Source organism: Methylobacterium sp. J-090, from assembly GCF_022829345.1.
Taxonomy (GTDB): domain Bacteria; phylum Pseudomonadota; class Alphaproteobacteria; order Rhizobiales; family Beijerinckiaceae; genus Methylobacterium.
Window position 1 is genome coordinate 20286 of the sequence record NZ_JAKSXV010000049.1, and the last position, 14175, is coordinate 34460.

Here is a 14175-nt window from a genome sequence, read left to right on the forward strand (position 1 = left end):
AGAACCCCGATTTTGCGCCAGCGAACCAATCGTCGCCGTGTGTGTTGTCACACAGGTCCCTTCCCAAGGGACGATGGATGGATTACCGCTGACGCTCATGGGTGCGCTGCAACAGGTTCTCGTTGTCGATGATGGCCATCGGGCCATCGACCGCTCGCTGGCCGCAGAGCTCGCGGAGCTCGGCTATGCCAGCGTCACCGCTTCCCTGGAGGCGGCGCACGACGTGCTCGCGGTCATCGCGCGCCCGGCCGCCATTCTCCTCCAGACGTCCTCGCGCGATCCCGCCTACGCGCTGCTGTCCGAGCGCCTGCGGGAGCAGATGCGCCAGGCCGGCATTCCGGTCATCGTCGTGGACGAGGTCATGGCCGGCCAGGCCGGCACGCGCATCGATCTCCAGAGCGAGATCGGCCCCTACGTCCTGAACGAGCCCGATCTCTGATCATCGTTCGCTTCGTCCGCCCGCGCTCAGCGCGATGCGGAAAAGCTTGAGCATCCGGTCGTAACCGGCGATCGTACAACGGAATTCTGCCTCGACGGGCGCGCTGGAAAGCGCGCCCGTTTCGCGTTCGGGCGCGCTGCGTCGTCAGGCGGCCTCTGTCGTCAGGCGGCCTTCATCGTCAGGCGGCCTTGGCCTTCCTGGCATGGGCGATCTTCGACAGCTCGCGCAGGATCGTGGTGGTGATCTTGAGGCGTTCCGGGATCGAGTCGAGGTCGCGGATGAACACGATGCTCATGTCCGGGCGCACCTTGGCGAAGGACGCCTGCCCCGCGACGTAGGCCACCAGCCCCTGCGGGTTGGCGAACGACTTGTCGCGGAAATGCACCACGGCACCCTTGGGACCGGCCTCGACCTTCTCGACGTTGCAGTCGCGGCACAGGATCTTGATGGTGACGATTCTGAGGAGCTGCTCCACCTCCGGCGGCAGCGGCCCGAACCGGTCGATGAGCTCGGCTCCGAAGCTCTCCATCTCGGCGTCGTTCTCCAGAGTGGAGAGCCGGCGGTAGAGTCCGAGGCGGACGGTGAGATCCTCGACGTAATCCTCCGGGATCGTGACGGGGGCGCCCAGCGCGATGGTGGGCGACCAGGCCTCCTCCACCGGCTCGTCGATGCCGGCCTTCAGGGCCGTGACGGCGTCCTCCAGCATCTGCTGGTAGAGCTCGTAGCCGACCTCCTTGATGTGGCCCGACTGGGCGTCGCCGAGCAGGTTGCCCGCGCCCCGGATGTCGAGGTCGTGGGAGGCCAGCTGGAAGCCGGCGCCGAGGGTGTCGAGGGTCTGGAGCACCGTGAGGCGCTTTTCCGCCTGCACCGTCAGGGTGCGGTTGGCCGGCGTGGTGAACAGGGCGTAGGCCCGCGCCTTGGCGCGCCCGACGCGGCCGCGCAGCTGGTAGAGCTGGGCCAGACCGAACATGTCGGCCCGGTGGACGATGAGCGTGTTGGCGGTCGGGATGTCGAGGCCGGATTCGACGATGGTGGTCGAGAGCAGCACGTCGTACTTGCCCTCGTAGAAGGCCGTCATCACGTCCTCGAGCTGCCCGGCCGCCATCTGGCCGTGGGCGACCGCCACGGTGGTCTCGGGCATCTCGGTGTCGAGGAAGCGCTTGACCTCGGCCAGGTCCTCGATGCGCGGCACCACGTAGAACGACTGGCCGCCGCGATAGCGCTCGCGCAGGAGCGCCTCGCGGACGAGGAGCGGATCGAACGGCGTCACGGAGGTGCGCACGGCCAGGCGGTCCACCGGCGGCGTCGCGATGATCGAGAGCTCGCGCACCCCCGTCATGGCGAGCTGCAGGGTGCGGGGGATCGGCGTCGCCGACAGGGTCAGCACGTGGACATCCGCCTGGAGCGCCTTGAGGCGCTCCTTGTGGGCCACGCCGAAATGCTGCTCCTCGTCGACGATGATGAGGCCGAGATCCTTGAACGTGATGGCCTTGGCCAGCAGCGCGTGGGTGCCGACGACAATGTCGACGGTGCCGGCGGCGATGCCGGCCCGGTTCTGCTTCATCTCGGCGGCGGAGACGAAGCGCGAGAGCTGCGCCACCTGAACCGGCAACCCCTTGAAGCGCTCGGCGAAGGTCCGGAAATGCTGGCGCGCCAGGAGGGTGGTGGGCACCACCACCGCCACCTGCTTGCCCCCCATGGCGCCGGCGAACGCCGCGCGCAGGGCCACCTCGGTCTTGCCGAAGCCGACATCGCCGCAGACGAGGCGGTCCATGGGCCGGCCGGCATTGAGGTCGGTGAGCACGGCATCGATGGCCGCGGCCTGATCCTCGGTCTCGTTGAAGGCGAAGCGCGCGGCGAACTCGTCGGTGAGCCCCTCCGGCGCGTGGAGCCGGGGCGCCTGACGGACGAAGCGTTCGGCGGCGACCTTGATGAGCTGGCCGGCCATCTCGAGGATGCGCTTCTTCATCTTGGCCTTGCGGGCCTGCCAGGCACCGCCGCCGAGGCGGTCGAGGGCGACCTCCGCGTCCTCCGAGCCGTAGCGCGTCAGGAGCTCGATGTTCTCCACGGGCAGGAGCAGCAGGCCGCCGGCATACTGGATCTCCAGGCAATCGTGCGGGGCGCCCGCGGCCGTCACCGTCTTCAAACCGATGAACCGGCCGATGCCGTGATCGGCATGGACCACGAGGTCGCCCGGCTGGAGCGCCTGGACCTCGAGGATGATGTCCTGCGGGCGCTTGGCCTTGCGCTTCTGGCGCACGAGGCGGTCGCCGAGGATGTCGCCTTCCGAGATCACCGCGAGCTTGTCGACGATGAAGCCGGATTCGAGACCCCACACCGCGATTCCCACGTCGCTGCCGCGCTTGAGCGCGTTCACCGCCGTCAGGGTGTTGATGGCGATGGGCTTCCTGAGGCCGTGGTCGCCGAGCACGCTGCACAGGCGGTCGCGCGAGCCGTCGGACCAGGATCCCAGGATCACGTGATGCCCGGATCCCTGGAGGTCCTTCACATGGGCCACGGCGGCGTCGAACACGCTCGCGGCCTCATCCGCGCGCTCGGCCGCGAAGGTGCGTCCCGCCCGGCCCTCGCAATCGATGGTCAGGCGCTCCGGGCTCTCGGGCACGGAGAACGGCGAGAGCCGGGCCACCGACGCCGCCGCCACACGGTCGCGCCACTCGTTGGGTGTGAGGTAGAGGGCGGAGGGCTTCAGGGGCTTGTAGGGGGCGACACCGGGGGACGGCGTCTTCACCGCCTCGGCGCGGGCGTCGAAATAGTCGCGGATCAGGGTGAGGCGCTCGGCGGCCGCCTCCTCGACCTGCGCGTCGAACACCATCGGCACGCCGGCGACGTAGTCGAACAGGGTGTCGAGGTGGTCGTAGAACAGGGGCATCCAGTGCTCGAGGCCGGCATAGCGCCGGCCCTCGCTGATGGTCTCGTAGAGGCGGTCGTCGCGGGTCGCCGCGCCGAAGCTCCCGATATAGCCCTGGCGGAAGCGCCGGATGGTCTCGGTGGTGAGCTGCACCTCGCTCATGGGCACGAGGTCGAGGGAGCGCAATTGCCCGATGGTGCGCTGGGTCTCGGGATCGAAGGCGCGGATCGATTCGAGGGTATCGCCGAAGAAGTCGAGGCGGATCGGGTTCGGCAGCCCCGGCGGCGACAGGTCGAGGATGCCGCCGCGCACGGCATATTCGCCGGTGTCCCGCACCGTCCCCGTGCGCAGAAAGCCGTTAGCCTCGACCCAGGCGGTGACCCGCTCCATCGGCACCACGTTGCCGATGGCGGCCGAGAACGTCTCGACGGCGATCTTCTCTCGGGGCGGCACCCTCTGAATCAAAGCGTTCACGGTGGTGCAGAGGATGCGCGGCTGCTCCTCCGACGAGCGCGAGCGGGACAGGCGCGACAGGGCGGTCATGCGCTGGGCCGCGATGGCGGCGTTCGGCGAGACCCGGTCGTAGGGCTGGCAGTCCCAGGCCGGGACGCTCATGGCCTCGATCTCGGGGGCGACGAACTTCAGGGCGTTGACGAAGGCGGCCGAGCGCCCGGAATCGCGCGCCACGTGGACGAGGACCGCCGGCCCCTCGAAAGTCCGGCTGAGCGCCCGGGCGAGATCGGCCACCACCACGGCGTCGAATCCTTCCGGCACGTTGGCGAGCGTCGGGCTGTCGCCGCGCTTGAGCGCCTCCAGCGCCCGGGCGAGGGCCCCGGATTTCGGCAGGGCGAAGCGCGCCGTCTGCGGCTTCGAGGCGGGCGCGGGGGCTTTGGGCTGGGGTTTTGCCATCGGGTCGGGTGTTTGAACTCGTTCGGTGGGCGAGGCGCAACGCGGAGTCCCTCCCCAGTATGGGGCGGGATCCAGGGCGTCGGACGGTCCCGTGCGGTGGCGCGCCGTCTAGTGAATCGGCGCGTCGTGCTTATGGAACGCCTTGAGGCGGCGGTACACGGGGGTATCGTAGTTCTGCGGCGTCTCGTCCTCGCCCGTGAGCCAGCGGAACAGGTCGCGGTCGGGCACCTCGATGAGGGCCTCGAACAGGGTCAGCTCCGCGTCCGTCAGGGTGCCGATCTCGGCATCGGCGAAGCGGCCCATGATGAGATCCATCTCGCGGATGCCGCGATGCCAGGCCCGGAAGAGGGTGCGGCGGCGGCGCGGATCGAGGTCCGCGCTGGTGCGGGTGGTTCCGGACATGGGCTCGCCTGTGATGCTGTGATCCTGTGACAACGGGATCAGTGGCTCTTGCCCGTGCCGATGCGGCATCCGCGCCGGGACCGGGTCTGCTGAGATGTATATAGAGGCCCCGCGCCGCGTCACCATCCCGCCCGGCGCATGCGCCAACCTCTTAAGGCGGGCGCCGTAGCCTCCGCGAAAACCGCCCTCGCCCGAGCCGCATGACCGACGACGCCCGCCCCGCCCCGCTGCGCCCGACCATCCTCGATCCGCTGTTCGCGCCGGCCCGGGGCCTGCCGGGGATCGGCCCGAAGATGGCGCCGATGATCGAGCGGCTGCTGGGCACGCCCGAGCAGCCGGCGCGGATCGTCGATCTCCTGTTCCACCTGCCCCAGGGCGGCGTGGTGCGGAAACTTCTGGGCTCCATCGCCGAGGCGCCGCCGGGCGAGCCGGTGACGCTCGGCGTCACCGTGACCGAGTACCGCCCGCCCCAGGCCGGCGCGGGCAAGCGTCCCTACCGGGTGCTGGTGGAGGATGCGACGGGCGACATCACCCTGGTGTTCTTCGGCATGCCGGGTCCCCGGGTGGAGAAGATGCTGCCGCTGGGATCCCACCGCTACATCACCGGCCGCATCGACCTCTACGACGGCCACCGCCAGATGGTGCATCCGGCCCGCATCATCGACGAGGCGGGGCTGGCCGCCCTCCCCGCCGTCGAGCCGGTCTACGGCGCCACGGAAGGGCTGACCTCGCGGGCGATCTCGAAGCTCGCGCATTCCGCCCTCGAACGCCTGCCCGTGCTGCCCGAGTGGCAGGATCCGGCCTGGCTCGCGCGCGAAAGCCTGCCGGCCTTCGCCGACGCCCTGCGGGCCGAGCACCGCCCCGAGAACGCCCCGCCCCCCGTGCCGGAGGGGGCGACGAGCGCGCCCCGGACCCCCGCCCGGCGGCGGCTCGCCTACGACGAACTCCTCGCCTCGCAATTGGCGCTCGCGCTTCTGCGCGCCCGCAACCGCCGGGCGCCGGGCCGGGCCAATGCGGGCGACGGCCGCCTCAAGGACCGGATCGAGGCCGCCCTGCCCTTCGGGCTCACGGGCGCGCAGACACGGGCCGTCGCCGAAATCCGCGCCGACCTCGCCTCCGACCGGCGGATGCTGCGCCTGCTCCAGGGCGACGTCGGCTCGGGCAAGACGGCGGTGGCGCTGCTCGCCATGGCGTCCGCCATCGAGGTCGGCCGGCAGGCGGCGCTCATGGCCCCCACCGAGATCCTCGCCCGCCAGCATTTCGAGCGCCTCGGTCCCATGGCCGGTGGGCTTCGCCTGCGTCTGCTCACCGGGCGCGACCGGGCGGCCGAACGTCGGGCGACCCTGGCCGACCTCGCGGCGGGCGACATCGACATCGTGGTCGGCACCCACGCCCTGTTCCAGGACAGCGTCGTGTTCCGCGACCTCGGCGTGGCGGTGGTGGACGAGCAGCACCGCTTCGGCGTCCACCAGCGCCTGGCGCTCGGCGCCAAGGGCCAGGCCGTGGACATCCTGGTGATGACGGCGACCCCGATCCCCCGCACCCTGGCGCTCACCTGCTTTGGCGACATGGACGTCTCGGTGCTGGACGAGAAGCCGGCCGGGCGCCAACCCATCGTCACCCGCCTCGTCTCCACCGACCGCCTCGACGAGGTGGTGGCGGGGTTAGGCAGGGCGCTGGCCGCCGGCGACCGGGTCTACTGGATCTGTCCCCTGGTGGCGGAATCCGAGTTCGTCGATCTCGCGGCGGCGGAAGAGCGGTACGGGGACCTGCGCCACAGCTTCGGCGACGCGGTGGGGCTCATCCACGGCAAGATGCCGGGGCCGGACAAGGACGCCGCCATGGAGCGGTTCGCGGCGGGCGAGACGCGGATCCTCGTCTCCACCACCGTGGTCGAGGTCGGCGTCGACGTGCCGGAGGCCACCATCATGGTCATCGAGCATGCCGAGCGCTTCGGATTGGCCCAGCTCCACCAGCTGCGCGGCCGGGTCGGGCGGGGCTCACGCGCCTCCACCTGCCTGCTGCTCTATCGCGGGCCGCTGGGGCAGGTCTCCCGCGCGCGCCTGGAGATGATGCGCGAGACCGAGGACGGGTTTCGCATCGCCGAGGAAGACCTGCGCCTGCGCGGCGAGGGCGAGGTGCTCGGCACCCGCCAGTCCGGCATGGCCGCCTTCCGCCTCGCCAGCCTGGAGAGCGACGCCGAACTGCTGCAGGTCGCCCGCGACGACGCGCAGCTCGTGGTCCAGCGCGATCCCGGCCTGAAGAGCGCGCGCGGTCAGGCCCTCAGGGTGCTGCTCTACCTGTTCGAGCGGGATGCGGCGATCCGGCTGCTCGGCGCCGGATAGGTCCTCCGCCGCCAAGTTCATGAGTTGGCTCATGAACTTGGCGTCAACGTCTCGGCGTGTAAGCCCCGCCCGAAGCGGGGATTGCGGGACCATGCCGAGTGAGAGTGCGGGCCTGAGTGCCACCCCCCTGATCGAGCGCTGGCAGGCGGCGCGGCGCTCGGACGCGGACATTCCGTCCTACGAGGCCGTCGTCCTCGGCAATCTCGGGCGTCACGCCGATCACGCCGCCCTCGTCGCCACGCGGGCGGGTCAGCCGCATGCCATCCTCTGGAGCGGAGCGCGGTTCCTGGCCTGGCTCCATCGGGATTCCGGTTCGGCCCGCGAAGGCGGGACACCCGCGGCGGAGCGCCTCGACGTGACCGACCTCAGCGAGGACGTGCGGCAGCCCCTGCACGAGGTGGTGGAGCGGGCCCTGACCCTTCGCGGTCCGGCCCGCACGCGCTGCGACCGCGTCCATGACGGGATCGTCACCAGCATCGAGTTCCTCGGCATCCCCCTGGCGCGCCGGGACGACGCGCCCCTGGTGCTCGTCAGCCTCATCGGTGTCCAATCCCGCTACGATCTCGTCAAGGCGATGTTCGGCGCCACGGACCAGGGCATGCTGGCCCTCAGCACGATCCGAAGCAGCAACGGACGGGTGAGCGATTTCAAGATCGTCGCGGCCAACGAGGGGGCGGCCCGCCTCCTCGGCGGCACCATCTCGGATCTGCAATGGCAGCGCCTGACCCGGGTTTCGGCGTGCTTGACCCAGGGCGACGTCCTGGGCCGCCTGATCGGCGTGATCACGTCGGAGCGCCGCGACGTGTTCGAGGTCAGCCTGAGCGGCGCGGACGGGCGCGATCTGCACCTCAAGATCGAGGCGGGCTGCATCGGCGATCTCCTGGCCCTGACCTTCGTGGATGTCGGGGACCTGAAGGCCCGCGAGGCGTCCGCCCGCCTCCTGTTCGAGAACAACCCCCTGCCCATGTGGCTGATCGATCAGGGCACGCACCGCTTCCTGGCGGTGAACGACGCGGCCCTGACCCATTACGGCCACAGCCTCGAGCGTTTCTACGCCATGACCCTGGCCGATCTCGAGCCCGTGGTCACGGGGGCCCTGCCGGCCGCAACCGAGCTTTACGGACCGGCCGCACCCCGGACGCACCTGCGGGCGGACGGGTCCTGCATCGAGGTGACCCTGTTCGAACGCATCCTCGATTTTCACGGCCGCTCCGCCGTCCTGACGGCGGTGATCGACGTCACCGAGCGCCGCCGGGCCGAGGCCCGCATCGCCCACATGGCGCATTACGACGCTCTGACCGATCTGCCCAACCGTGTCCTGTTCCGGACGCGGTTGAGCGAGGCCATCGCCCGTCACCGGCCATCCGGCACCGGGGCTCTGGTTCTCTTCCTCGACCTCGATCACTTCAAGACCGTCAACGATACCCTGGGCCATTCCGCGGGCGACGAACTGCTGCGCGGTGTGGCCGGGCGGTTGACCGGTTGCCTGGAGGGCGGCGACCTGGTCGCCCGCATGGGTGGCGACGAGTTCGCGATCCTCGTCGAGCGCGACGTGTCGGTGAAACTCCTGTCCGCGTGCCTCATCGAGGCCGTGAGCCGGCCCTTCGCGATCCAGGGGCAGGAGGTTCGGGTCGGCGTCAGCATCGGCGTGGCGCGCCTGCCCCGCGACGGCACCGACCCCGATCGCCTGCTGCGCAACGCCGACCTCGCCCTTTACGGGGCCAAGGGCGCCGGCCGGAACACGCACCATTGCTTCACCGTCGCGATGGAGGCCGCGATCCGGGCCCGCCGGGACCTGGAGCAGGATCTGCGCGCGGCCTTCGCCGGCGGCGGCCTCGAACTCTACTATCAGCCGGTGCTGCTGGCCGCCTCCGGGCGGCTGATGGGGTTCGAGGCCCTCCTGCGCTGGCGCCACCCCGAGCGCGGCTTCATTTCCCCGGCGGAGTTCGTGCCCATGGCCGAGGAGACGGGTCTCATCGGCCCCATCGGGGAATGGGTCCTGCGCACGGCCTGCGCCGAGGCGGCGTCCTGGCCCACGTCCCTCCGGGTCGCCGTGAACCTCTCGCCGATCCAGTTCCGGGATCGCGGTCTTCCCGGCGTGGTGAGGCGGGCCTTGGCGGAGGCCGGACTCGCGCCGGACCGCCTCGAACTCGAGATCACCGAGACCGTGCTGCTCGCCGAGAACGCGTCCAACCTCGCGGTCCTGCACCAGCTCAGGGCGCTGGGCGCGCGCATCGCCATGGACGATTTCGGCACGGGGTACTCGTCGCTGGGCTATCTGCGGTCGTTCCCGTTCGATCGCATCAAGATCGACCGGTCGTTCGTGAGCGAGATGGAGACCCATCCCGAGGCGGCCGCCATCGTCCGCGCCATCGTCGACCTCGGCGCCAGCCTCGGGATTCTCACGACCGCGGAGGGCATCGAGACGGACGGGCAGTTCCAGCGCCTGCGGGCGGCCGGATGCGACGAGGTCCAGGGATTCCTGTTCGGTCGGCCGATGCCGGCCGGCGAGATCCGCGGCATGATGCCGGACGAAGCGCACGGCATGCCCTTGCGGCGTGCGGGCTGAGGGGCTCAGTCCAGGTCCGGTCCATCGCTTCGCGAGGGCGGATGGGGGGCCGCCTCAGGCCTCCGTCCCCTGGGGGACGGGCGAAGGCGCCAGGGGAGCCGCCTCCGCGCCGCGCGCCGCGCGCAGGGTCGCGGCCATGGCCTGAATCCGCGCGTGCGGGTCGTCGGGCTGGATCACGCCCGCCGACATGACGAGCTTGGCCGCGTCGTCCACGCTCATGGCGATCTCCACGATGTCGGCGCGCGGCAGGTAGAAGAAGAACCCCGTGGTCGGGTTCGGCGCGCAGGGGAGAAACACGCCGACATGGTCGCCGCCCGGCGCGAGCGCGGTCTGCACGTCCGGTGCTGCCGGCGCCGACAGGAACACCACCGACCACGTGCCCTTCACCGGGAACTCGACGAGGCCCACCGTGCGGAACGAGGTGCCGTTGGCGGAAAACAGCGTCTCGAAGATCTGGCGCAGGCCCTTGTAGAGGCCCGAGATCACCGGGGTCCGGGCGAGCAGCACCTCGCCGAACTCGACGACGCTGCGGCCGACGAGGTTGGCCGTGAGGAAGCCCAGCAGGGTCACGGCCAGGAAGGCGATGACGAGGCCGAGGCCGGGGATCGAGAACGGCAGGTAATGGTCGGGCAGGTAGCTCGCCGGCACCAGGGGCTTCACCCAGCCGTCGATGAGGCTGATGAACCACCACGTGATGTAGATGGTGATGGCGAGCGGCCCGGAGACGATGATGCCGGTGAGGAAGTAGGTCCGCAGGCGCCCGCGCGCGCTCACCCGGGGGCGGGCGCCGGCGGGCTCTGGTTCGGGGACCGGTGGGATGAGTGTCGCCACGGATGCACTTTCGGCCGTGGGGAACGGCGCCCGAGGATCGTCGGCCGGCCCCGGCCCCCCCTTCTCGTAGAGGTAGCCCCTGTGGGGGCCGGGCTCAAGGCCGGCCCCCCGGCCGGGCTCAAGGCCGGTCCCCCGGCCGGGCTCAAGGCCGGCCCCCGAGCCCCGCGCCGCATCAATGCCGGGTCGGGCTTTTCGCGAGGGCCTGCGCGAGGAAGAAGCGCACCATCTCGGCACTGGCGTCGGGCCCGCGCGGGTCGGTGTAGGAGCCGTCCGGGCTGCCGCCGGACCAGGCGTGGCCGGTGCCGTGCAGCAGCCAGTGCTCCAGCTGGGCGCGCCCATCCGCGTCGGTCCGCACCGTGCGGGTGTAGCGGGTGCCGCCCGGCGACGTCCCCTTCGTCACCGTCGTGCCCAGACCCTCGGCGGGCGTCGCCTGGGCGATCACCCGCTCGCCGTTGACGGGGTGGACCGTGCGGTCGCCGTCGCCGTGGAAGACGATGGTGGGCACGGCCGGGCCGTTCCCGCGCGCCTGGACCGCCCCGCCGCCGTTCATGGCCGCGAAGGCGGAGGGCATGTCGCGCGCCGCCCCGCAGGCGAGGCCCGAATGCACCCCCACCGCCGCGAACAGGTCGGGATAGGTCGCCGCCATGATGGCGGCCGCCGCCCCGCCCGCCGACAGGCCGGCGACGTAGACGCGGGTGCCGTCGCCGCCGAACTCGGCCAGGACCGCCCGGGCGATGCCGGCGATGAGGGCCGGCTCGCCGCCCTCGCGCTGCTGGTCGCCGGCGTTGAACCAGTTCCAGCATTTCTGCGCGTTGGCCGAGGGCGGCTGCGCCGGATAGGCCACGAGGAAGCCCTGCGCCTCGGCCAGCGCGTTCATGCGGGTGCCGGCGGCGAAGTCGTCGGGCGACTGGGTACAGCCGTGCAGCATCACGATCACCGGGAGGGTCTCGCCCGCCCGGCCGCTCGGCACGTAGACCTTGTAGTCGCGGGCACCGTGGGCACCGGTGAAGCGGCGCGTCTCGAAGCGGGCGCCCTCGGGCACCGGAACCGGCTTCGTCGCCGGTGTCCGGCCAAATCCTTGACCGAGTCCCTGACCGAGGCCTTCGAGGTTCGGCATCGCCGCCGCCAGACCGCCGGTCAGGCCGCCGGCCTTGGCGAAGCGCTCGGACAGGGAACGCAGGGCTTGCGTGAGGTCGGGCTGCGCGAGGTCGGGCTGCGTGGGCGCTTCCGCCCGCGCGTCCGGCGCCGTCCAGGCCCCGGCGGCGTCCGTCGGGGCCACCATGTCGAGGATGGGGCGCGGACGCGTCGCGTCCTTCGGCGCGTCCGCCTCGGGTATCGGCTTGCCCTGGAGCAGGGCCATCGCCTCGGACAGGCGCCCGGCCTGGGTGAGGCGCGTGACGGCGGCCATGTCGATGGCGGAGAAGGTCGCTGCGTTGAACGGGGCCATGGATCGAGAATCCTTGTCGGTGAGGGAGTTCAGGCGATGCGGTCGGCGAGCGCCGCCTTGACGGCGGGGCTCGCCTGGAAGGCGCCGAGCACCTGCACGGAGGCGATGGCGGCGCGGGCGAGTTCGGGACTGACGTCGGGGGCGATGCTGGCGAGACCGAGCACCTGGATGTGGAGCGGCGTCCCGGCGTCGCGCGCCGCTTCCAGGGCGGCGCGGCTGTAATGCGAGAGGCCGAGTTCGAGGCCTTTGCGCGCCACGGACTGGCGCACGGCCTCGCCCTGGCGTTCGAGCTGATTGCGCACGGCCGTGCGGATGAAGTCGGCCCGGTTGGCGAAGAAGCCGTCGCGGACCATCAGGTCGATGTGCCCGAGATCGACGAAGCCGAGATTGACCGTGACCTTCTCGCTGTCCGGCAGCTTCGGCCGCAGGGCGTGAACGTTGTCTTCCATCTGCCAGACCCCTTCAGACCATCCGGTTGGATGGTCTAGAGATGGCGACGGGATGGAAAAGCGCAAGGGCCGGCCGGCGTCCTCCGTCCCGGAGGCCGTGTTTCGACGCCCGTCGGGGCGCGTGGCGATGGGGGGCTCGTCCAGGGTCCGACGGGCGCCCTTGCGTCCCGCGCGCTTCAGGGCTCCGCCCTGAAAACCCGCCGGAGGGCTTCAGACCTTGGGAAACCCGGTCTTGTCGCGGAGGATGAAAGGGCCTGCCGGCGATGTTTCGTCGGCCCGCGACAACGGCCTCCAGAGGCCGAACCGCTTTGCGTCGAACACGGCTTCGTCGAGATCCGCGTTGGCCGCACCCACATGGGCTCTGGCGGCCTCATAGGCGTGCAGCATGGTCTGTCGCGGGATTTCGGCGGCCCTCGCGAAGGTCTCCAGCGTCGCGAGGGCAACATCGGAGAACAGCGCACGACGATGGGACGCGTGACCCCCCGCACCGTGCAGAAGGGCCAAAATGTCCCCGTCCGTGATCGGTTCGCGGCTCGCGTTCTCGATGGCGTTGCGGATCGTCCGCAAACTCCGCGTGTCGATGACTTGTCGCGTCATGTCTTGGGATCGCTGTTCTTGGGATCGCTGCGTTTCGCCATCGACACTGCCCAATGTCCGGCGACGATGGGGGCCGCTCTTCGTGCTCTGACGTTGGGTTCAAGGTCGATCGGGTTCAAGCCCGGACTCGCTGACGGCTTGCACCAGGCGTTCGATCATCCCGTCGCCAAAGCGTTCTCCACCGTCACACGTAACGAGATCGCCGAACAAGGTGTCGGCCGGGAGCTTAGAAAGATCTTTCAGTCGTTGGAGAAGGTTGCCGTGAACGTGCCGCGTGGCTTGCAGGGCTGCCATTGCAGAGGGGGGATCACAGATGAGCGCGGTTGCCATATCGAAAACATCACGCGGCTTGAACAAGGTCGCGCGATAGAGAATCTTCTTGGCGAGAATTTCCGAGACGGGATCAAGTACGAGGGTGCGATCCTCGAAACACAGGACGGTTGTTTCCGCTCCACGGATCACGGGACCGGCGACGATGAAATCGATATCCCCAATCGTCGAAACGATTTTGATCGTATTGGCGGATTCGTTGTAATCTTGTGAAATCCGCGCTGCCGTATCGTTCAACCTCGGAGAAAGATAGTTCAGGGCCTGCGCATCGTTGAAAAAGAGGTCGATGTCTTTGCTGATGCGGTGGTCGAACCGAAGCATCAGCACCGTACCGCCGCCGAAGCGGAAGTCGAGTTCGCCGTAGCCGTTGTCTTTGAGGCTGTCCACGATCGTCAAGGCGGAGCGCATGAGCCTCCGCCAGGTCTCGCGATTCGCGCGGTGGGGCGACAGCATGGGATGGCCTCGTGCGACAGGTCCGAGGATTTTTGGTCCGGGAGAGGAGGCGCCGCAAGGCTTCGAGGCAAGGCTTCGAGGCAAGGCTTCGGTGCGGGTTCACCCCGCACCCGGACGACGGCTATTCCACCGTGACGGATTTCGCGAGGTTGCGCGGCTGGTCCACGTCTTTCCCCATGAACACCGCCGTGTGGTAGGCGATGAGCTGGATCGGCACGGCGTAGACGATGGGGGCCACCACCGCGTCGCAGTCGGGCATGGTCACCGTCGCCATGGTCTCGAGGCCCGCCGCCGCGGCACCCTTGGCGTCGCCGATGAGGATGATGCGCCCGCCCCGCGCCGCCACCTCCTGCATGTTCGACACGGTCTTCTCGAAGATCGCGTCGTGGGGGGCGATGACGATGACGGGGACGCTCTCGTCGATGAGGGCGATGGGGCCGTGCTTGAGTTCACCCGCCGCATACCCTTCGGCGTGGATGTAGCTGATTTCCTTCAGCTTCAGGGCGCCTTCCAGCGCCATCGGGTAGCTGGTGCC

General features: G+C 70.1%; 11 protein-coding genes. 3 read left to right on the top strand and 8 right to left on the bottom strand.

The window, feature by feature from the left end:
• The first annotated feature begins 97 nt into the window (after nt 1-97).
• Nucleotides 98-439 (top strand): hypothetical protein, encoded by a 342-nt coding sequence (locus MKK49_RS07735; protein ID WP_244027541.1) that lies wholly within the window; start codon nt 98-100, stop codon nt 437-439.
• 178 nt (nt 440-617) lie between these two features.
• Here MKK49_RS07735 and mfd read toward each other — a convergent pair whose 3' ends face one another.
• Nucleotides 618-4217 (bottom strand): transcription-repair coupling factor, encoded by a 3600-nt coding sequence (mfd, locus tag MKK49_RS07740; RefSeq protein WP_244027524.1) that lies wholly within the window; start codon nt 4215-4217, stop codon nt 618-620.
• A gap of 108 nt (nt 4218-4325) precedes the next feature.
• Nucleotides 4326-4619: a succinate dehydrogenase assembly factor 2 gene (locus tag MKK49_RS07745; protein WP_244027526.1), complete on the bottom strand. Its 294-nt coding sequence runs from the start codon at nt 4617-4619 to the stop codon at nt 4326-4328.
• Between the two features lie 200 nt (nt 4620-4819).
• Between MKK49_RS07745 and recG the strand changes: the two genes are divergently transcribed.
• Together recG and MKK49_RS07755 are read left to right on the top strand one after the other, a co-directional pair.
• The gene (gene recG / locus MKK49_RS07750; RefSeq protein ID WP_244027528.1) at nt 4820-6964 is read left to right on the top strand and encodes an ATP-dependent DNA helicase RecG; all 2145 of its coding nucleotides are present in this window, start codon (nt 4820-4822) and stop codon (nt 6962-6964) included.
• A gap of 91 nt (nt 6965-7055) precedes the next feature.
• On the top strand, nt 7056-9533 hold the full coding sequence (locus MKK49_RS07755) for a putative bifunctional diguanylate cyclase/phosphodiesterase (RefSeq protein ID WP_244027530.1): 2478 nt from the start codon (nt 7056-7058) through the stop codon (nt 9531-9533).
• 54 nt (nt 9534-9587) lie between these two features.
• Here the strand turns inward: MKK49_RS07755 and MKK49_RS07760 are convergent, their stop codons facing one another.
• The 6 genes from MKK49_RS07760 to MKK49_RS07785 form a co-directional block, all read right to left on the bottom strand.
• On the bottom strand, nt 9588-10364 hold the full coding sequence (locus tag MKK49_RS07760; RefSeq protein ID WP_244027531.1) for a DUF502 domain-containing protein: 777 nt from the start codon (nt 10362-10364) through the stop codon (nt 9588-9590).
• A 172-nt stretch (nt 10365-10536) separates the two neighbouring features.
• Entirely contained in the window at nt 10537-11811 is a 1275-nt protein-coding gene (locus tag MKK49_RS07765; RefSeq protein WP_244027532.1) for an alpha/beta hydrolase family esterase, read from the bottom strand.
• A 29-nt stretch (nt 11812-11840) separates the two neighbouring features.
• On the bottom strand, nt 11841-12260 hold the full coding sequence (locus tag MKK49_RS07770) for a CopG family transcriptional regulator (RefSeq protein WP_244027533.1): 420 nt from the start codon (nt 12258-12260) through the stop codon (nt 11841-11843).
• A gap of 210 nt (nt 12261-12470) precedes the next feature.
• Nucleotides 12471-12827, bottom strand: a complete 357-nt coding sequence (locus MKK49_RS07775; RefSeq protein ID WP_244027534.1) for a hypothetical protein — start codon at nt 12825-12827, stop codon at nt 12471-12473.
• A gap of 129 nt (nt 12828-12956) precedes the next feature.
• A complete protein-coding gene (locus tag MKK49_RS07780; RefSeq protein WP_244027535.1) occupies nt 12957-13640 on the bottom strand; it encodes a nucleotidyl transferase AbiEii/AbiGii toxin family protein in 684 nt (227 codons plus the stop codon).
• Nucleotides 13641-13761: 121 nt separating this feature from the next.
• Nucleotides 13762-14175 (bottom strand): SIS domain-containing protein (locus tag MKK49_RS07785; RefSeq protein WP_244027537.1); only part of this gene is annotated, 414 nt, incomplete at its 5' end.